Source organism: Streptomyces javensis (assembly GCF_039525925.1).
GTDB lineage: Bacteria > Actinomycetota > Actinomycetes > Streptomycetales > Streptomycetaceae > Streptomyces > Streptomyces asiaticus.
Genome location: NZ_BAAAIF010000007.1, coordinates 177130 through 198762, shown reverse-complemented (window position 1 = coordinate 198762; position 21633 = coordinate 177130). Strand labels below are relative to the sequence as shown.

3 protein-coding genes are annotated in these 21633 nt (G+C 74.8%); all 3 read right to left on the bottom strand.

The window, feature by feature from the left end:
* Positions 1 to 53 precede the first annotated feature (53 nt).
* The 3 genes from ABD329_RS09785 to ABD329_RS09775 all read right to left on the bottom strand — a co-directional run bounded on the left by ABD329_RS09785 (position 54) and on the right by ABD329_RS09775 (position 21622).
* Positions 54 to 257 (bottom strand): MbtH family protein, encoded by a 204-nt coding sequence (locus tag ABD329_RS09785; RefSeq protein WP_037953954.1) that lies wholly within the window; start codon positions 255 to 257, stop codon positions 54 to 56.
* Between the two features lie 63 nt (positions 258 to 320).
* Positions 321 to 1571, bottom strand: coding sequence for an MFS transporter (locus ABD329_RS09780; protein WP_198276454.1), 1251 nt, complete (start codon positions 1569 to 1571; stop codon positions 321 to 323).
* The gene (locus ABD329_RS09775) at positions 1568 to 21622 is read right to left on the bottom strand and encodes a non-ribosomal peptide synthase/polyketide synthase (RefSeq protein ID WP_344316231.1); all 20055 of its coding nucleotides are present in this window, start codon (positions 21620 to 21622) and stop codon (positions 1568 to 1570) included. The genes ABD329_RS09780 and ABD329_RS09775 overlap by 4 nt, the downstream gene beginning before the upstream one ends.
* Positions 21623 to 21633: the final 11 nt, after the last annotated feature.

Below are 21633 nucleotides of genomic sequence, written 5' to 3'. Positions count from 1 at the left end.
CCGGTGCGGCCGGCGCCCGCACGCGCCGGCCGCGCCGCGTCACGAGGCCCGGGTCAGGAGGCCGCGTTGTCCATGCGTTCGCGCAGGCTGCGCGGCCGCATATCGGTCCACACCTCGTCGACGTAGGCGGAGCACTCGTCCTTGGTGCCCTCCTTGCCGACGGTGTGCCAGCCCTCGGGCACCTCGAGGTCGGCGGGCCACAGCGAGTACTGGTCCTCGTCGTTGCGCAGCACCTGGTAGCGGGCGTTGTCGTCCATGGTCGTTCGCTCCTGTCGATGATCGGTCGGATCGGAAATGGTCGGTGAGGCGTCGGTCGGCGGTCAGTCGGCCGGCCGCCCCGCCTCATGGCGGCGGGACAGCGTGCGCAGGGTCGGGCTGACGGTGGCCAGGACGGCCGCGGCGGCCATCCCCGCCGAGCAGAGCAGGATCGCCCGGTCGCCCGGCAGGGCCTGGGCGAGCGATCCGCCCAGCGCGGGGCCCGCCGCGCCCGCGGCACCGCAGGCCAGGACGAGTGTGCTGGTGAGCCTGCCGCGCAGCTCGTCGGGGGTGCGCAGCAGTTGGTCGGTCATGATGGCGGTGTTCGCCGTCGGCGGGAACAGCGCCATCAGGGCGAACAGCACCCCGATGAGATAGCCGCTGTCCATCAGCACGGTGACCGGGGCGAGCAGGGCCAGCGCCCAGAACACCGCGATGATGCCGCCGTACGGGCCCAGTCGCCGGTGCAGTACGGGCGCCAGCAGCGCGCCCGCCACTCCGCCCACCCCGAGCATGGCCGCCATCACGCCGACCTCCCCGGAGGGCACCCCCCGGGACTCGGCGAGCACGATGACGACGAGGTAGAAGGCGCTGAAGAACAGGTTGAGCACCACCGCGCACACCACCGTCACCCGGATCCGGCGCTCCCGCCACACCCACCGCAGCCCGGCCAGCGCCTCCCGGCCCAGCGGACCCGCCCCGGCGGCGGACCGCTCGCGCCGGGGCAGCCGGACGAAGAGCAGCCCGACGAAGGAGAGCGTATGTGTCACGGCGTCCACCAGGAAGGGCACGAACCGCCCCACGGCGAACAGGAACCCGCCGGTCGCGGTGCCCGCCAACTGCCCCATCGAGGCGCGTGCCGTGTTCATCGCCACCGCCGTGGGCAGCTGCTCGTCCGCCACCAGCGCGGGCATCGACGCGTTCTCCGCCGGTTCGAAGAGCGCCGCGCTCGCCCCGAACACCGCCGCCACGACGACCATGTGCCAGACGGTGGCCGCACCGGCCCACACGGCGGCCACCAGGCTGATGGCGGACACCGCCTGGGCCGCCTCACAGCCCAGCATGATGGCCTTGCGGTCGTAAGCGTCCACCAGGACACCCGCCGGGAGCCCGGCCGCCATCTGCGCGGCGGCGATGGTGCCCATGACCAGACCCGAGGCGGCACCCGAGCCGGTGAGCGCGAGGACCAGCAGCGGAAAGGCGATCAGCGCCGTGTGGAAGCCGAACTCCGAGAGCGCCTGACTGCCCCACAGCAGCCGGTAGTCCCGGTTGCGCGACAGCGGTACCGGCGGCGACACCGGCGGGGCGGCGGTCATACGGCGCCCCGGCAGTCACCGGCGATCCGGCGCAGCGCCTCCGCGAAGTCCCCGGCCACCGCCTCCACGGTCGCCCTCTCGTGCACATCGGGGCGGTAGCGCCAGGTGAAGCCGAGCCGGCCGTCCTGCACCGCGCCCACCACCTCCAGCAGATGGGAGCCGCCCTCGCGCGGATCGTGGTCCTGGCCGAACGAGCCGTGCTCGGCGTGGACCAGACCGCCCTGGGACTCGGCCGACCGGGCGTCCCACTGGCCGAGGTAGTTGAACACGATCTGCGGCCCGGAGCCGTGCCGGGACAGCCGCTCGCGCAGCTCGGGCGGGCCGAAGGCGCGCAGCGCCCCGAAGCCGAAGCCGTTGCCGGGGACGGTACGCAGCCGCCGCCGCACCGACTTGACCAGCCCTCGCCAGTCGGCCGGCCCGCCGCCGGGGAGGTCCGGCAGCTCGAAGGAGACCGGATACATGGTGGTGAACCAGCCGACCGTACGGGAGAGATCGACACCGTCCAGGACGTCCTCGCGGCCATGGCCCTCCAGCTCCACCGACACCCGCTGCTGGCCCGTCCAGCGGGACAGCGCCAGCGCGAGGGCGGCGAGCAGCACATCGTTGATGCGGGTGCGATAGGCCGTGGGCGCCGAGCGCAGCAGCGCCTCGGTGTCCCGCTCGTCGAGCTCGACCGGCACCGTACCGAGCTCGGGCCCGGGGGTGGCCACCTGATGGTCGACCGGCAGCGGCCGGGCGTCGAGTGCCTCGCACCAGTGGTCGGCCTCGTGGTCCAGGCCGCCCTCGGCGACGTGCTCCGCCAGCCGCCGCGCCCAGTCGCGGAAGGCGGTGGTCTTGGTGCCGAGGTCCACCGGTTCGCCCCGCACGCCCTGCTGATAGGCGATGTCCAGGTCGTCCAGCAGGATCCGCCAGGACACCCCGTCGATGACCAGGTGGTGCGCGGTCAGGAAGAGGAACGGCCGCCGGGCCTCGCCGAAGCGGAACAGCGCGGCCCGCAGCAGCGGCCCCCGGCCCAGGTCGAAGCCCGAATGGAGGGCGTCGGCGGCCTTCTCCATCGCCGCGTCCGCCTCCTGGGCCGGCAGACCGGACAGGTCGTGGTGGTCCAGGACGGCGCCGTCGCCATCCGGTTCCGGAACGTGGCCGTGCCACTCGGCGCCGTCCTCGGTGAACCGGGTGCGCAGCGCGTCATGGTGGACCAGGAGCGCGGCCAGCGCCCCTTCCAGCGCCTTCTCGTCCGGCTCCTGGTGCAGCTCCAGCAGCGTGGACTGGTTGAAGTGGCGCGGATTCACGATGTGGGTGGCGAAGAACCAGCGCTGGATCGGGGTGAGCGGAAGCGGTCCGGTCACCGGCTCCGCGCGGCCGTCGTCCCGCTCGGCCGTGGCCACGGTGGCGAGACCCGCCACGGTCTGATGGGTGAACAGGTCCTTGGTGGTCAGCCGCAGCCCGGCCTGCCGGGCGCGGGAGACCACCTGGATGCTGAGGATGGAGTCCCCGCCGAGCTCGAAGAAGTTGTCCTCCACGCCCACCCGTTCCAGACCGAGCACATCGGCCCAGATGTCCGCGATCCGGCGCTCCATCGGGGTGCGCGGGGCCACCTGACCCGCACCGGAGGTGACCGGCGCCGGGTCCGGGTCGGGCAGCGCCCGGCGGTCCACCTTGCCGTTGGCCGTGAGCGGAAGGGCGTCCAGGGTGGCGAACGCCGACGGCACCATATGGGACGGCAGGGTCCGCCCCAGGACGTCGCGCAGCGAGGCGGCGGTCGGCGAGCTGCCCGGCGCCGGGACCACATAGCCCACCAGGCGCTTCCCGCCGGAGGGCTGCTCCGGTGTCGGGGCGGTCTCCCGTACGGCGACCACCGCTTCCCGCACCTCCGGGCTGCGCCGCAGCGCGCTCTCCACCTCGCCGAGTTCGATCCGGAAGCCGCGGACCTTGACCTGGTCGTCGGCCCGCCCCAGGAACGCGAGCTCACCGTCGCCGGTCCACCGCACCACATCGCCGGTGCGGTACATCCGCCCGCCCGCCGGGCGATACGGATCGGCCACGAACCGTGTGGCGGTCAGCCCCGGACGGCCCAGATAGCCCCGCGCCAGACCCGTGCCCGCCACATACAGCTCCCCGGCCACGCCCACCGGCACCGGGCGCAGCGCCTCGTCCAGTACGTAGACCCGGGTGTTCGGGATCGGCCGGCCGATCGGCGGCACCCCCGACCCGGCGGTCAGCGGCCCGGACCAGGTGCTCACCACCGTGGCCTCGGTCGGGCCGTAGGAGTTGACCATCCGGCGCCCCGGCGCCCAGCGGTCCACCAGCTCCGCTGAGCAGGCGTCGGCGCCGACGATCAGGGTCCGCAGCTCCGGCAGCGCCGTCCGCCGGTCCGCCACCTCCATGGTGGCCAGCGCGGCCGGGGGGATGAGCGCATGGGTGATCCGCTGCCCGCCGAGCACCTCGGCCAGCCGCTCGCCCAGCAGCGGGCCCTCGTCGCCGATCACCAGCGCCGCGCCACGGGGCAGCGAGACACACAGCTCCAGGACGGAGGCGTCGAAGCTGGGCGAGGAGAACTGGAGCACCCGGTCCCCGGCCCGCACGTCGTAGTGCGCTGCCGCGGCGGCCGAGAAACCGGCCAGCCCGGCATGGGTGACCACGACCGCCTTGGGCACACCGGTGGAGCCGGAGGTGTAGATGACATACGCCGGATGGTCCGGCGTCAGGCCACGGCGGGGCGGTGGCCCGGCGGGGCCCTCCTCGGCCCAGACCGAGGCCGCGTCGTCGAGCACCACCGAGGGCGCGGCGTCCCGCAGCATGAACGCCACCCGCTCCTTCGGATAGCCGGGGTCGACCGGCAGGAACGCACCGCCCGCCTTCGCCACGGCCAGCTGCGCCACCAGCATCTCCACCGAACGCGGCAGCACCAGCGCCACCACCCGCTCCGGCCCCACGCCCCGGCCGATCAGCCGGTGCGCCAGCCGGTTCGCGGCCACCTCCAGCTCGGCGAAGGTGAGATCGCCCTTCCCGTACCGCACGGCGGTGGCGTCCGGCGAGACGGCCACCTGCCGCTCGAACAGCTCGCGCAGCGTGGCCCGCTCCACCTCCAGACGGGTGTCGTTCCACTCGACCAGGGTGCGCCGCAGCTCGGCCGGGGTGGTCAGCGGCAGCGCGCCCACCGGCCGCTCCGGATCCTCGGCGATCCCGGCGAGCAGCGTCCGCAGGGCCGTGCCCATCCGCTCCGCGGTCGAGGCGTCGAACAGATCGGTGCTGTACCCGATCAGCCCGCGCAGCACACCCTCCTCGGCCTCGGCGAACTCGAAGGTGAGGTCGAAGGCGGCGGTCCGGGTGTCGAGTTCCACGTCCGCCAGCTCCAGACCGGGCAGCTCCAGCGACTGCCCCGGGGCGTTCTGGAGCACCACCATCGCCTGGAACAGCGGTGTCCGGCTGGTGTCCCGCACCGGCCGCACCTCGTCCACCACCCGCTCGAACGGCACCGCCTGATGGGTGAAGGCGTCCAGGACGGTGCCGCGCACCTCGGCCAGGAAGTCGCCGAAGCGGGCGTGCGGATCGACGGTGGAGCGCAGCACCAATGTGTTGACGAAGAAGCCGATCAGCCGCTCCACCTCGGGGCGCTCCCGCCCCGAGGTGACGGTACCCACCGCGATGTCCCGCCCGCCGGACAGCCGCGCCAGCAGGATCTGGGCCGCCGCCACGAGCGTCATGAACAGGGTGGTGCCCCGCGTCTGCCCGAACTCCCTCAGGCGCGAGCTCACCCCGGCGGGCACCGCGAACTCCACGGTGGCGCCGTTCTTCGTCCGCACCGCCGGTCGGGGCCGGTCGGTGGGCACCTCCAGCGGCGGCACATCAGCCAACTGCCGTGTCCAGTAGGCCAGTTCCTCCTCGGCGCGGGGAGCGGTGAGTTCGGTGCGCTGCCAGGCGGCGAAGTCCGCGTACTGCACCGGGAGCGGGGGCAGCGCCGCGGGCTCACCGCTCAGCGCCGCCCGGTACAGCTCCCGCAGATCGCCGGTGAGCACACCGGTGGACCAGCCGTCCGTGATGATGTGATGCAGCGTCAGGCTCAGCATGTGCTCCTGGGCGCCGAGCCGGATCAGCCCGGCGCGCAGCAGCGGGCCGCGCCGCAGATCGAACGGGCGGGCCCGTTCGTACGCCAGCAGCTCCCGCAGCTCCGCCTCCCGCTCGGCGGCGGGGAGATGGGACAGATCGTACGGGTCGAGCCGGATCTCCCGGGGGTCGTGCACGATCTGCACCCCGCGGCCGTCCACCGCGTCGAAGGTGGTCCGCAGCGACTCGTGCCGGGCCACCAGCGCGGTCAGCGCCGCGCTGAGCGCGTCCACATCGAGGGCTCCCCGCATCCGCAGCGCCAGCGGGGTGATGTACTCGGCGCTGTCGGGTGCGAAGGAGTCCAGGAACCACAGCCGCTGCTGCGGATACGACAGCGGCAGCTCGCCGTCCCGGGCCACCGGTGTGATCGGGGCGGGCCGGTCCGCGCCGCGGCCCTCCGCGCCACCGAGCGCCTCGGCCAGGGCGGCGACGGTCGGATGGGTGAACACCAGGCGGGGCGACGGATCCACCCCGAGCACCTCCCGCAGCCGTGAGGTGAGCCGGATGGAGAGGATCGAGTCGCCGCCGAGCTCGAAGAAGTTGTCCCCGGCGCCGACGCGTTCGACCTCCAGCACCTCGGCCCAGACCGCCGCCACGGCCTGCTCGAACCCCTCGCGCGGCGCCCGGTAGGGCGTGCGTCGGGTGTCCGGGCCGGGGGCGGGCAGCGCCGCGCGGTCCAGCTTCCCGGTGGGGCCGAGCGGCAGCGCGTCCAGCGGGACGACGGCGGACGGCACCATGTAGTCCGGCAGCCGCTCCGCCGCGTACGCCCGCAAGCGCTCACCCTCCACCGGGGCGTCGCAGGCGGCCACCACATAGGCCACCAGCCGCTTGCCACCGGGACCGTCCGCGCGGGCCACCACCGCGACATCCGCCACCTCGGGATGCCCGGCCAGTACCCCTTCCACCTCGCCCGGCTCGATCCGGAAGCCACGGACCTTGACCTGGTCATCGGCGCGGCCGAGGAACTCCACCGTGCCGTCCGGGCGGCGCCGCGCCAGATCGCCGGTGCGGTACATCCGCTCCCCGGCGGGTCCGTACGGATCGGGGAGGAACGCCGCGGCGGTCGGTCCCGGCCGGCCGAGGTAGCCACGGGCCACCCCCGCACCGGCGACGAAGAGTTCGCCGACCACACCCGGCGGCACGATCCGCATCCTGGGGTCCAGGACGTGGACCCGCACGTTGTCCAGCGGCCGGCCGATCGGCACCACCTCGGGCACCTCGTCGGCGCGGGACATCGGGAAGCACGTGGCGAAGGTCGTGGTCTCGGTCGGCCCGTAGCCGTCCACCACGGTCAGCCCGGGGCAGCGCGCCAGCACCCGGCGCACCGAGGCCGCGGGCACCACATCGCCGCCGGTCCACACCTCGCGCAGCCCCGTGAAGCAGTCCGGCGCGTCCCCGGCCAGCAGCCGGAACAGCCCGGCGGTCAGCCAGAGTCCCGTCACCGCGTGCTCGGCCACCAGACGGCGCACCGCGGCGGCGTCCAGCTCGCCCGATGTCACCACCACCCGGCCACCGTTCAGCAGCGGCACCCACATCTCGTAGGTGGCGGCGTCGAACGCCACCGGCGAGTGCAGCGGCACCCGCTCATGCCCGCCACCGGCGAAGGCACGGTCGAGCGCGAGCGCCGCCACATCGCGGTGGCGCACCCCCACGGCCTTCGGCACACCCGTCGACCCGGAGGTGAACATCACATACGCCAGCCGGTCCCGGTGCACCGGCACCGCGGGCGCCACCGGCTCGCCCTCCCGGGCGGCGGCCACCTCCTCCGGCGTCAGCACGACCGCGGCGCCCGCCTGGTCCAGCAGGGTGCGCCGCCGGTCGCGCGGGGCGCGGGCGTCCACCGGTACGTACACCCCACCGGCCCTGACCACCGCCAGCTGGGCCACGACCAGCTCCACCGACCGGTCCATGAGCAGTGCCACCCGGTCCTCGGCACCCACCCCGGACCGCAGCAGACGCCCCGCCAACCGGCCCGCCCACTCATCGAGCCGGGCATAGCTGAGCGAGGTGGCGCCGTCGGTGACGGCGACGGCGTCCGGGGTCCGGCGGACCAGCTCGGCGAACAGCTCCGCGAGCGAACCCTCCGGCAGCGGCCGGGCGGTGGCGTTCCACTCGCCGGCCGCCTGACGGCGCTCCGCCTCCGCCAGCAGCGGCAGCTCGTCCAGCGACCGCCCGGCGCCGTCCGCGATCCCGGTCAGCAGCGTCTCCAGATGGGCCGCCGCCCGCTCCACCGTGGCCGCGTCGAACAGCGCCGGATCGTAGGCGAGGTCGAAGCCCAGCCGGTCGCCGAGGTAGGCGCGCAGACACAGCGGGAAACTGGTGGAGTCCTCGGCCCGCACCTCCCGCACCCGGATCCCGGCACCGGCCGCCGACGCCTCGTCGAAGGGGTAGTTCTCGAACACCACCATGCTGTCGAAGAGCGGTTCACCGGCCGGGACCGCGCTGAGGGCCTGGATCCGGGGGAGGGCGACGAAGTCGAAGCGGCGGGACTCGCTCTGCTGCTCCTGGAGCTCCCGCAGCCATCCCACGACCTCATGGCCGCCCTCGGCCACGGCCCGGGTGGGGACCGTGTTGATGAACATGCCGACCATCGTCTCCACGCCCGGCAGCCCCTCGGGACGGCCCGAGACGGTGGTGCCGAACACCACGTCGCGCACCCCGCCGTACCGCGACAGCAGCAGCGCCCACGCGCCCTGCACCACCGTGTTGACCGTCAGCCCACCGCCGCGCGCGGTCTCCCGCAGCCGGGCGGACACCTCCTCGGTCAGCTCCAGCCGGGTCAGCGCGGTCGAGGTGGTGCGATGCGCCTCCCGCGGCGGCCGGTCGTACGGCAGCGGGGTGCGGGTGCCGAACCCCGCCAGCACCTCGCGCCAATGCCGCTCCGCACGCTCCTGGTCCTGCTCACCCAGCCAGCGCAGGAAGTCCCGGAAGGCCCGGCGGGCGGGCGGCCGGGGCGAGCGCCCGGCCACGAGGGACGCGTAGGTCTCGCACACCTCGGCGAAGACCTGGCCGGTGCTCCAGCCGTCGAGCATCAGATGGTGCGAGGTCCACACCAGCATGACCTCGTCGTCGGGCAGCCCGGCCACCGCGATCCGGCTCAGCGGGGCCGAGGTCAGCTCCATCCCGGCGGCGCGGTCCTCGGCCAGCAGCCGCCGCAGCGCCTCCTCCCGCGCGGGCGGCGTCAACCCCCGCCAATCCAGCCGGACGGTGGGCAGATCGGCCCGGCGGTGGACGACCTGGACCGGCTCGGCCAGGCCCTCCCAGCGGACGGAGCTGCGTAGGCCCGGCGTACGGTCCACCACCCGCTGCCAGGCGGCCGCGAAGGCGTCCGGGTCGGCGATCCCGCCGATCCGGATGGCGATCTGGTCGAAGTAGGCGCCACCGGCGGCAGCGCTGTCCACGAGGCCGTGGAAGAGCATGCCGGCCTGGAGCGGGGTCAGCGGATACACGTCCTCCACCGCGCCGCCGTCACCGGCGATCAGATCCACCTGGCGCTGGTCGAGCCGGGCGAGCGGGAAGTCGGACGGGGTGCGCCCGCCCGCGCCGGGCTCTGCGCAGTGCGCGACGATCTCCTCCAGCGCGGCCAGGCAGTCCTCCGCCACCCGGCGCACGGTGGCCTCGTCGTACATCCGGGCCGGATAGCTCCAGCCCAGCTCGAGACGGCCGTCCTGGACCGCCCCGGTGACCTCCAGCAGACATGGGCGGGGCTCCCCGGGCGCGGCGTCCCGGCCGGTCACGGGGAGGGCCGCGCGGTACAGGCCCGGGGCGCTCCCGCCGGTTGCCCCTATGTCCCACTGGCCGTGGTAGTTGAAGACGATCTGCGGCGAGGGACCGCCCCGCAGCTCCTCGGCCGGGGAGTCCTCCGGGGCCAGGTGGCGCAGCGCTCCGTGGCCGAGCCCGTGGTGCGGAACGGCCCGCAGCTGCTCCTTGACGGACCGTAGGGTGTCGCGCCACCCCGCCCCGGCGTCGACGGCCAGCGCGAGCGGGTACTCGGCGGTGAACCAGCCGACCGTACGGGAGAGGTCCAGGTCCTCGAAGAGGTCCTCCCGGCCGTGCCCCTCCACGCCGATCAGCACCGTGTCCCCGCCGGTCCAGCGCGCCAGGCTCCGGCCGAGCGCGGCGAGCAGTACGTCGTTGATCCGCGTCCGGTAGACGCCGGGGACCTGGCGCAGCAGCGCCTCGGTCTCGGCGCGGCCGAGGACCGTGGTCACCGTGGCCGCCGTCTCATGGGTGTTGAGGCCCTCGCGGTCGACGGGGAGCGCGGCGGGCGCGGAGCGCGCCACGCCGGTCCAGTACGCCAGGTCGCCGTCGAGCCCGCCGGAGCGCACATGGTCCGCCAGCCGGGCGGCCCACTGGGTGAAGGCGCAGCTCGCCGGGGGCAGGGTGGCCGCGCCACCGGCGGCGGCGCCGCGGTAGGCGGTCTCCAGATCGCCGAGCAGGACCCGCCAGGAGACGCCGTCGACCACCAGATGGTGGGCGGTGAGCAGCAACTCGGGCGGCTGCCCGGGGCCGAAGGTGAACAGCAGCGCCCGCAGTACGGCCCCTTCGGCGATGTCCAGCCCCGTCTGGGCCGCGACCGTGGCGCTCCGTACGGCTTCGGTGCGTGCCGCGTCGTCCAGACCGGACAGGTCGTGCCGCTCCAGGACACCGCCGGGGGCGGTGGGCAGGACCTCCTGCCGCCACTGCCCGTCGACGACCAGGAAGCGGGTGCGCAGCGCGGCGTGGTGTGCCACCAGGGCGTCCACCGCCCGCCGCAGGGCGGCCTCGTCGAGGTCGCCGGTGAGCTCCAGCCGGTGGCTCATGGTGAAGTGGTGCCGCTCGCCGGGGTGCCGCCCGTCCAGGTACCAGTGCTGGATGGGGGTCAGCGGCGCCGGTCCGGCCACCGCGTCGGCCGTCTCGGCGAGCGGCTGCCGCCGGGCCGTCTCGACGCTCAGCGCCAGTTCCGCGATGGTCTGGTGGCGGAAGACGTCCTTGGAGGTGAGCGTCAGCCCGGCCCGGCGGGCGCGGGAGACGATCTGGATGCTCAGGATCGAATCGCCGCCCAGGGCGAAGAAGTTGTCCTCCACCCCCACCTCCGGGACGCCCAGCACCTCGGCCCACACCCCGGCCAGCACCGTCTCGGCCGGGTTCCGGGGCGCCACATACGGCGAGCCCTGCTCCGGGCGGTCCGGGGGAGCGGGCAGCGCGCGCCGGTCCACCTTGCCGCTGTCGGTGCGGGGCATCCGGTCCAGGGTCACGAAGGCGGCCGGGACCATGTAGTCCGGCAGGGTGCGCTTGAGCAGGGCGCGCAGCTCCACCGGATCGGGGGAGCCGGTCGAGTCGTCGGAGCACGTCACCAGATAGGCCACCAGCCGCCGGTGGCCGGTGTCCTCGCGGGCCACCACCACCGCCTCCTGGACCGCCGGATGGTCCAGCAGCGCGGCCTCGATCTCGCCGGGCTCGATGCGGAACCCGCGGATCTTGAGCTGTTCGTCGGCGCGGCCCAGGAACTCCAGCGTCCCGTCCGCCGTCCAGCGCGCCCGGTCGCCGGTGCGGTACATCCGGCTGCCGGGAGGGCCGTACGGATCGGCGACGAAACGCGCAGCGGTGAGCCCGGGGCGGCGCAGATAGCCTCGGGCGACCTGCGCCCCGGCCAGATGGAGTTCACCGGGGACGCCGGGCGGCACCGGCCGCGCCGCGCCGTCCAGGACGTACGCCCGCAGATTGCGGCCGGGGCGTCCGATGAGCGGACGGTCGCCGAGACCGGCCAGGTCGCCGTAGACCGCGTCCACGGCGCATTCGGTGGGCCCGTAGAAGTTGTACGCCGCCACGCCCGGCACCGCGCGCAGCTCCCGCCACAGCCCCGCCCCGAGGGCCTCGCCGCCCACCATGACGATCCGGGGGCGGTGGCGGTCCCCGGCGTACAGCCCGGCCGCCATCAGCTCATGGAGGTACGACGGGGTGACGTCGAGGAAGTCCAGGCCACGGTCCTCGACCAGGGCCACGAGCGCGGCCGGGTCCAGCCGTACCGCGTCGTCCACCAGGTGCACCTCCTGGCCCGAGGCCAGGAACACCGCGCCCTCCCAGGAGGTGTCGAAGGAGAACGCGGCGGTCAGCGCCGAGCGCAGCGGGCGCCCCGCCTCGGCCTGGTGCGGGGCGATCAGCCCGGCCCGGTGGTCGAGGCAGAGGTTGACCAGCTGGCGGTGTTCGACGGCGACACCCTTGGGGCGGCCGGTGGACCCCGAGGTGTAGGTGATGTACGCGGTGTGCCCGGGCAGCAGCGGGGCCGTCCGGTCCGCGTCGGTGGGGTCGGTGTCCGGCAGCCCGTCGAGGTGCGCGTCGCGCAGGACCTCCGGGGTGAGGACCACCTCGGGCGCCGCGTCGTCCAGCAGGAACCGCGCGCGTGTCGGGGGCAGCCCGGGGTCCACGTACAGCTGCGTACCGCCCGCCTTGAGGACCGCCAGCAGGGCCACCATCAGCTCGGCGGTGCGCGGAAGCCTGACCGCGACCACCCGCTCCGGGCCCACGCCCAGGGCGATCAGATGGTGGGCCAGCCGGTTGGCGGCCGCGTTCAGCCCCGCGAAGTCGTAGGCGGCGTCGGAGGCCACCAGCGCGGTGGCGCCCGGGGCACGGGCGGCCTGCTCCTCGAAGAGCCGGGGGAAGGTGGTGTCCGGCACGGCGAGCGCGGTGCCGTTCCACTCCTCCAGCACCGTCCGTCGCTCCCCGGCGGTCAGCAGCGGCAGCTCGCCCACCCGGAGCCCGGGGTCCTCGGCCACCGCTTCCAGCAGCAGCCGCAGCTGACGGGCCATCCGCTCCACGGTGGCCGCGTCGAACAGATCGGTGTTGTACTCCACGAAGCCGGTCAGGCCGCCGGGGCCGGCCACGAAGTCGAAGCTCAGATCGAAACCGGCGGTCCGGCCCGGCACCCGTACGGCCTCCACGGTGAGACCGGGCAGGTCGGGCACCTCGGCGCCCAGGTTGTGCAGCGCCACCATGACCTGGAAGAGCGGGATTCGGCTGGTGTCCCGCTCCGGCTGGAGCGCGTCCACGATCCGCTCGAACGGCACGTCCTGGTGGGCGAAGGCGTCCAGCACGGTGCCCCGCACCCGGGTGAGCAGCTCCTCGAACGACTCGTCGGCCGCCACCCGGGTGCGCAGCACCAGCGTGTTCACGAACATCCCGACCAGCTGCTCCAGTTCGGGCCGCTCACGTCCCGAGGCCACGGTGCCCACCGCGATGTCCTCCTGCCCCGACCAGCGGGCCAGCAGCACCTGGCAGGTGGCGAGGAGCGTCATGAAGAGGGTGGAGTCGCGGCGCCGCCCGGCCGCGCGCACCCGCTCCACCAGCGCGGCGGGCAGGGTGAACTCCAGCAGTGCGCCGCATCTGGTCTGTACGGCCGGCCGGGGACGGTCGGTCGGCAGCTCCAGGGGCGCCAGGTCCGCCAGCCGCGTCCGCCAGTACTCCAGCTGCGGCTCCATCCGCGCCGCGCCGCCGAGCGGATCGCGCTGCCACGCCGCGTAGTCGGCGTAGCCCAGCGGCAGCGGGGCGAGCGCGGGTCGCCGCGCCAGGACCGCCGCGCCGTACAGCTCGCTCAGATCGGCGCCGATGACGGCCGTGGACCAGCCGTCCGTGACGATGTGGTGCATCGTCAGGGTGAGGACGTGCTCCTCGTCGTCCAGCCGGATCAGGGACGCCCGCAGCAGCGGCCCGGTGCGCAGATCGAAGGGGGTGGCACCCTCCCGCTCCAGCAGCCGCTCGAGCTCCCGCTCGCGCTCGGCGACGGGGCGGGCCGTGAGGTCACGCAGCCCCAGCGCCACCTCGTACGGGTCGTGCACCCGCTGCACCCCGCGGCCGTCCACCTCGGCGAAGGTGGTGCGCAGCGGTTCATGCCGGGCCACCAGGGCGTCCAGGGCGGTGCGCAGCGCGGCGGTGTCCAGGCGGCCGCGCAGCCGCAGCGCGAACGGGGTCACATACTCCGTGCCGCCGCCGTCGAAGGAGTCCAGGAACCACAGCCGGGCCTGCGCGAAGGACAGCGGCAGCTCCCCGTCCCGAGGCACGGCCGGGATGGTGTCCGGCGCCCCGCCGACTTCCGGCGCCCCGCCGTCCTCCGCGGCCCCACCGTCCTCCGGCGCGCCCAGCGCGGCGGCGAGTTCGGCCACGGTGGTGTGGGTGAACAGCGCACGCGGGGTGACCTCGGTGCCGAAGGCCGTCCGCAGCCGCGAGGCCACCCGGATGGCCAGGATCGAATCGCCGCCCAGGGCGAAGAAGTCGTCCGTCGCCCCGGCCTCCTCGACCGGCAGCACCTCGGCCCACACCCGCGCCACCGTGCGCTCGGCCTCGGTGCGCGGGGCGATCCGCTCGGCGCTCGCCGCGAAGCCGTCGAGGCCGGGCGCGGGCAGCGCGCGCCGGTCCAGCTTGCCGTTCGCGGTCAGCGGCAGCGCGGCCAGCGCCACAAACGCCGCCGGGATCATCTGCGCGGGCAGCGTCCGCCGGAGGAACTCCCGCAACTCACCGGCCCGCGGAGGCGCGGCCGAACCGGCGGCCACCACATGGGCCACCAGCCGCCGCACCCCGGGCTGGTCCTCCCGCACCGTCACCACCGCGTCGCCGACCCCCGGATGGGCGGCCAGCGCCGCCTCGATCTCCCCGGGCTCGACCCGGAAGCCACGGATCTTCACCTGGTCGTCGGCGCGGCCCAGATACTCCAGCTCCCCGTCCGCGCTCCACCGGGCCCGGTCGCCGGTGCGGTACATCCGGCTCCCGGCGGGCCCGTACGGATCGGCCACGAAGCGGGACGCGGTCAGGCCCGGGCGGCGCAGATAGCCCCGGGCGAGCCCGGCCCCCGCCACATACAGTTCGCCGACCGCGCCCGGTGGCACCGGCGCCAGCCCCTCGTCCAGCACGTACACCCGCAGATCGGGGATGCCGGTGCCGATGGCGCTCGCCGCGACGGACGTCGCCGCGCGGTCGAGCGGGGCGTAGGTGACATGCACGGTGGTCTCGGTGATCCCGTACATGTTGACCAGCACCGGCGCGGTGTCCGGATGCCGCGCGTACCAGCCCGCCAGCCGCCGCGCGTCGAGCGCCTCACCGCCGAACACCACCCGGCGCAGCGCGAGTCGGGAGCCCGGGTGCTCCGCGTCGGCGCGCATCAGCCCCTGGAAGGCGGACGGCGTCTGGCTGAGCACCGTCACCCCCTCGTCCGCCAGCAGCCGCAGGAACTCCTCGGGGGAGCGGGAGACGGCGTACGGGACCACCACGAGCCGTCCGCCGTGCAGCAGCGGCCCCCAGATCTCCCAGACGGAGAAGTCGAAGGCGTAGCTGTGGAACAGCGTCCACACATCGCTCGCGTCGTACGAGAACCACTCCCGGGTGCGGGAGAACAGCCGGACCACGTTGGAGTGCGGGATCACCACGCCCTTGGGCACGCCCGTGGACCCGGAGGTGTAGATGGCGTAGGCGGGGCTCTCCGGCAGCGGCCCGGAACCGGCCGGGAGGGCGGCGGGCCGGCGCTCCAGATCGGCGATCAGGGCGGGGTCGTCCAGGCACAGCCGGGTCACGGCGGTGGGTTCGACGGTGGGTTCGGCGGTGTCCTCGTCCTCGGCGAGCCGCGCCCGCAGGTCGGTGGTGGTCAGCAGGGCCACCGGTTCGGCGTCGGCGAGCATCCGGGCGATCCGGCCGGACGGCTGGTCCGGGTCGAGGGGCAGATAGGCGGCCCCTGTCTTGAGCACCGCCACGATCGCGACGACCATCTCCGGCGTACGGGGCAGCGCCAGCGCCACGTACCGCTCCCGCCCGGCCCCCTCGGCGATCAGCCGATGCGCCAACCGGCCCGCCCGCGCGTCGAGCTCGGCGTACGACAGCGAAACCCCGGCGCAGGAGACGGCCGTGGCCCCGGGGGTGCGAGCGGCCTGCTCCTCGAACAGGTCCACCAGTGTCCGCTCCGGCGCCTCGGGGGCCGCGCCGCCGCCCCACTCCACCAGGATCCGCCGCCGCTCCTCGGCGGTGGTCCACGGCAGCGCCCGCAGCGGACGGTCGGGGTCCGCCGCGATAGCGGTGAGCAGCAGAGCCAGCCGGTCGGCGAGCGCGGCCGCGGTCCGGGCGTCGAACAGCCCCGGGTCATAGCCGAGGTCGAAGCCCAGCCGGTCGGAGAGATGGGCCCGCAGACTCAGGCCGAAGTTGGTGGCGTCGATCGAGTGGACCTCGATGATCCGCAGGCCCGCCTCGCGCGCCGAGGAGTCGTCAAAGGGGTAGTTCTCGAAGGCCACCATCGAATCGAAGAGCGAGGTCCCGGCCGGAATCTCGCTCCAGCCCGCCACCTGCGCCAGCGAGACGGACTCATGGCGCCGGGACGCGGACTGCGCCACCTGGAGTTCCCGCAGCCAGTCCCCGGTGTCGCGGGCGGCGTCCACCCGCACCCGGGTCGGCAGGGTGTTGATGAACATCCCGACCATCGACTCGACCCCGGCCAGCTCCGCCGGACGGCCCGAGACCGTGGTGCCGAAGACCACGTCCTCCTGGCCGCCGTACCGGGAGAGCAGCAGCGCCCAGGCGCCCTGCACGATCGTGTTGACCGTAAGGCCGCCGCCGCGGGCCGTACGGCGCAGCTCCTCCGACACCTCGGGGGTGAGCGAGACCGCCACGGTGGCCGAGGACCGGGCCCGGTGGGACTCCACCGCCTTGCGGTCGGCGGGGAGCGGGGTCGGGGCGGTGAAGCCCGCGAGCGCGTCCCGCCAGTGGCGCTCGGCCTCCTGCCCGTCCCGCCCGTCCAGCCACTTCAGATAGTCGCGGAACGGGCGGCGGGCGGGGAGCGCCGGAGCACGGCCCTGGGCGGCCGCGGTGTACCGCTCGCACACCTCGGTGAACACCTGCGCCAGGCTCCAGCCGTCCAGGACCAGATGGTGCGAGGTCCACATCAGCGCCACCCGGGTGCCGGTCAGCCGGGCGATGGCCAGCCGCATCAGCGGCGGCGCAGTCAGATCGATGCCCCGGGCCAGGTCCTCGGCCCGGAACCGCTCCAGCTCGGCCTCGCGCCGCTCCTCCGGCAGCCCGCGCCAGTCCAGCTGGGTCACGGGCACCTCGGCCCGGTGGCGGACCATCTGCAACGGCCGCTCGACGCCCTCCCAGACGACGCCGGTACGCAAGCCCGGTGTGCGGTCCACCGTCTCCTGCCAGGCCCGGGCGAACGCCTCCGGTTCGCCCACCCCGTCCAGGATCAGCGTGGCCTGGTCGAGGTAGACGTCCTCCTCGCCGCCCACCAGCCGGTGGAAGAGCATGCCCTCCTGAAGCGGCGTCAGCGGATAGACGTCCTCGATCTCCCGCCCGTCGCCCACCAGCCGGTCGACAGCGGCCTGGTCCAGCCGGGCCAGCGGGAAGTCGGAGGGGGTACGGCCGCCCGCGTCCGGTCCGTCGCAGTGCGCCACGATCTCCCGCAGCGCCGTGAGCATCCCGTCCGCGAGCCCCCGCACCGTGGCCGCGTCGTGGACCCGGTCGGAGTACAGCCAGGTCAGCTCCAGCTCACCGTCCGCCACCACGGCGGACACATCGAGCGGATACACCGACGGCTCGTCGGCCGCCAGATCCCGCCCCAGGCTCTCCCCGGTGAGCGTGAACGTGCCGCCGCCCCCGCCCGAGTCCCACTGGCCGTGGTAGTTGAAGCAGATGCCCGGCAGCGGCGCGTCGGCGAGCGCGCGGGCGGGGGAGTCGGGAGCGCTCAGATACGCCAGCGCCTCATGGCTCAGCCCCCGGTGCGGCACCGCGCGCAGCTGTTCCTTCACCGACTTCAGCACCGCGCCCCAACCGTCCCCGGGCAGCGTCAGCGCCACCGGGTACTGCGTGGTGAACCAGCCCACGGTCCGGGACAGATCGACGGCCGCGTCCAGCTCCTCACGGCCGTGGCCCTCCATGGCCACCAGCACCCGGTCCTCACCCGTCCACCCGGCGAGCACCCGCCCCAGCGCGCCGAGGAGCACATCGTTGATCTGCGTCCGGTACACCCCGGGCACCCGGCGCAGCAGCCCGTCGGTGACCTCGCGGTCGAGCGTCACCCGCACGCTGTGGGTGGACCCGGCGGTGGCCGTACCGGGGCGGTCCACCGGAAGGTCCGCGCCGCCCGCCCGCCGTACGCCCTCCCAGTACGGCAGATCGGCGTCCAGCTCGCCCTCCCGCACCCGCTCGCCCAGCCGGTGGGCCCAGGTGGTGAAGGGGGTGGAGGCGGGCTCCAGACGCACCGGCTCCCCGGCGGCGGCCTGTCGGTAGGCGCTCTCGAGATCGCCCAGCAGAACGCGCCACGAGACGCTGTCCACGGCCAGGTGGTGCGCGGTGAGGAACAGCCGCGGCCGGGCCCCCGCCCCGCGCCGCAGCAGGGCGCCCCGCAGCAACGCCCCAGTGGCCAGGTCGAGTTCGGCGCGGGCGGCCTCCGCGGCGGCCTCGGCCGCGGCCGTCTCCTCCGTGCCGCCGAGCCCGGTCAGCTCGTGGCGCAGCAGCACCGGCTCACCCGGCGCGCCGTCCCCGAGCTGCCGCCACCCGCCGTCGTCCCCCTGGACGAACCGGGTGCGCAGGGCCGGGTGGTGCCCGACCACGGCGTCCAGCGCGGCCTCCAGCGCCTCCTCGTCCAGGTCGTACGGCAGCTCGAGGACCATCGACATGGTGAAGTGGCGCAGCGGGCCGTGGGTGGCGAAGAACCAGTGCTGGATCGGGGTGAGCGGCGCCGGGCCCGCCACCTCCGCCGGTTCGTCCCCGGCGGCTTCGGGCGCGCTGCGCGGTGCCACGGCGGCGGCCAGCTCGGCGATGGTCTGGTGCAGGAAGACATCCCGCGAGGTGAGCGCGAGTCCGGCCTGGCGGGCCCGGGAGACGATCTGGATGCTGAGGATCGAATCGCCGCCCAGCTCGAAGAAGTTGTCGTTCACCCCCACCGTCCGGGCGCCCAGCACCTCCGCCCAGATCCGCGCCAGCTCCCGCTCCGCCCCGGTGCGCGGCGCGGTGGTGTCCCGCTCCGGCCGGTCCGCGTCCAGCCGTGGCGCGGGCAGCGCCCGGCGGTCCAGCTTGCCGCTGGTGCCCAGCGGCATGGCGTCGAGGGCGACGAAGGCACCGGGGACCATATGGCCGGGCAGGGTCCGCCCGAGGGCCGCGCGCAACTCACCGGAGGCGGGCGGCTCACCGCCGGGCGCGGGCACGTAGTAGGCGGCCAGCCGGGCGTGGCCGCGGTCGTCGGTCACGGCGACGACGGCCGCCTCGGCGACGGCCGGCAGATCGAGCAGCGCCGCCTCGATCTCGCCCGGTTCGATCCGATGGCCCCGGATCTTCACCTGGTCGTCGGCCCGGCCGAGGTAGTCCAGCTCCCCGTCCGCGGTCCAGCGGGCCAGGTCCCCGGTGCGGTACATCCGGCTCCCGGCGGGCCCGTACGGATCGGCCACGAAGCGGGACGCGGTCAGCCCCGGACGGCCCCGGTACCCCCGGGCCACCTGCTCACCCGCCAGATACAGCTCACCCGCCACCCCCACCGGCACCGGCTGGAGCCGGGAGTCGAGCACATGGGCGCGCAGATTGCCCAGCGGGCGGCCCACCACCGGGCGCCCCGCACCGCCGATCCGGGCCGCGAGCGCGTCGATGGTGCACTCGGTCGGACCGTAGAAGTTGTACGCCGACGTCCCCGGCGTGTCCGCCAGCCGCCGCCACAGCGACGGACCGATGGCCTCGCCGCCCAGCATCAGCACCCGCGGCCGGTGCCGGGGGTGGTCCAGCAGCCCGGCCGGGAGGAGCTGCCGCAGATACGAGGGGGTCAGGTCGAGGAAGTCGATACGGCGCTCGGCGACGCGCGCCACGAGCGCGGCCGGATCGAGCCGGGTGGCCTCGTCGATGAGGTGCAGCTCATGGCCGTCGGCCAGGAGCAGCAGCCCCTCCAGCGAGGTGTCGAAGGAGAACGACGCGGTCAGCGCCACCCGCAGCGGCCCCCCGCCCGCCTCGGCCACGAAGCCCTCGCGGTGGCCGACCAGCAGATTGACCAGCGACCGGTGCTCCACGGCCACCCCCTTGGGGCGGCCGGTGGAGCCCGAGGTGTACAGGACGTAGGCGGCGCTGTCGGGGCGCAGTACGGCGGTGCGGTCCGCGTCCGTGGGATTCGCCACCGGCAGCGTGGCCGGGACGGCGCGCAGCGCGGCCTCGTCGAGCACCAGCGCGGGCTCGGCGTCGCCGAGGAGGAACGCGACGCGCTCGGCGGGCAGTTCGGGATCGATGGGCAGATAGACCCCGCCCGCCTTGAGCACACCCAGGATCGCCACGATCATCTCGGAGGTCCGGGGCAGCTTCACCCCGATCACGCGCTCCGGGCCCACGCCCCGGGCGATCAGATGGTGGGCCAGCCGGTTGGCGGCCGCGTTCAGCCCCGCGAAGTCGTAGGTGGCGTCGGAGGCCACCAGCGCGGTGGCGCCCGGGGTACGGGCCGCCGCCGCCTCGAACACCGCCGGGAACGTGGCCGGTTCGACCGCGAGCGCCGGGCCGTGCCCGGCGGCCGTCATCCGCCGCCGCTCCCCCTCCGTGAGCAGGGGCAGCTCGCGCACCGGCCGGTCCGGTTCGGCGGCCGCCCCGTCCAGCAGCACCAGCAGATGCCCCGCCATCCGCTCGGCGGTCGCCCGGTCGAACAGCTCGGTGCCGTACTCCAGCAGCCCCCGCAGCTCCTCCCCGTCCTCGACGAACTCGACGCTGAGGTCGAAGGTGGCCGAACGGCGGGGCACGGCCACGCTCGTCGCGGCCAGGCCGGACAGCCGGGGCGCGCTCCTCGTGGCGCTGTGCAGCAGCACCATCACATCGAACAGCGGATTGCGGCCCGCCTCCCGGCGCGCCCCCACGGCCTCCACCAGCCGCTGGTACGGCGCCTCGTCATGGGCGAAGGCGTCCAGCACCGTGGCCCCGGCGTCGGCCAGCAGTTCGCGGTACGAACGGGCCGTGTCCACGGTGGAGCGCAGCACCACCGTATTGACGAAGAAGCCGACGGCGCGCTCGAGTTCGGTGCGGCCACGGCCGGAGGTGACGGTGCCGATGGCGATGTCGTCCTGCCCCGACCAGCGGGCGAACAGCCCCTGACAGGTGGCGACCAGCGCCGTGAACAGCGTGGTCCGCTCGTGCGCCGCGAGCGCCCGCAGCCGGTCCGCGGTGGCGCGGCCCACGGTGAACTCGTGGATCGCCCCCGCCGAGGTGGGCGCGGCGGGCCGGGGCCGGTCGGTGGGCAGCTCCAGCGGGACGACGCCGTCCAGCCGCCCCTTCCAGTAGGCGAGCTGGCGGTCCAGGACGGCCCCGGAGAGCCGCTCCCGCTGCCACACGGCGAAGTCCGGGTACTGCACCGGCACCGGGGGCAGCGGGTCCGTGCCGGGCCCGGCGTCGTAGAGCGCGCACAGCTCGTCCTGCAACACCCCCATCGACCAGCCGTCGGTGACGATGTGATGGGCCGTGAGCAGCAGTACGTGCGCGTCCTCGGCCAGGCGGACCAGCAGTGCCCGCAGCGCCGGACCGGTCCGCAGCTCGAACGGCCGGGCGTACTCGGCCAACAGCAGCCGGTCCAGCGCCTCGGCGTCCCCGTCCTCGCCGGTGACACGGGCTCTGAGGTCGGCCACCGGCAGCGGTACGGGCGCGGCCGGGCGCACCACCTGGACGGGCCCGCCGTCGAGGTCGTCGAACGTGGTCCGCAGCGCCTCATGGCGCTCCACCAGGGCATCCAGCGCCCGGGAGAGCGCCGCCACGTCCAGGGCGCCGGTCAGCCGCAGTGCCAGCGCGCTGTTGTACCCCGCCTCCTCCGGCTGGAGGGTGTGCAGGAACCACAGCCGCTCCTGGGCGAAGGACAGCGGCAGCGGCCGCGCGCGGTCCGCGCGGGGGATGGCGTCGGCGCGCCCGGCCTTGCCCGCGAGGCGGCGGCGCAGAGCCTCCCGCAGCTCCTCGGGCAGGGCGGAAGCGCGGTCCTTCCTCGAAGACGTCATGTCGTCCTTCC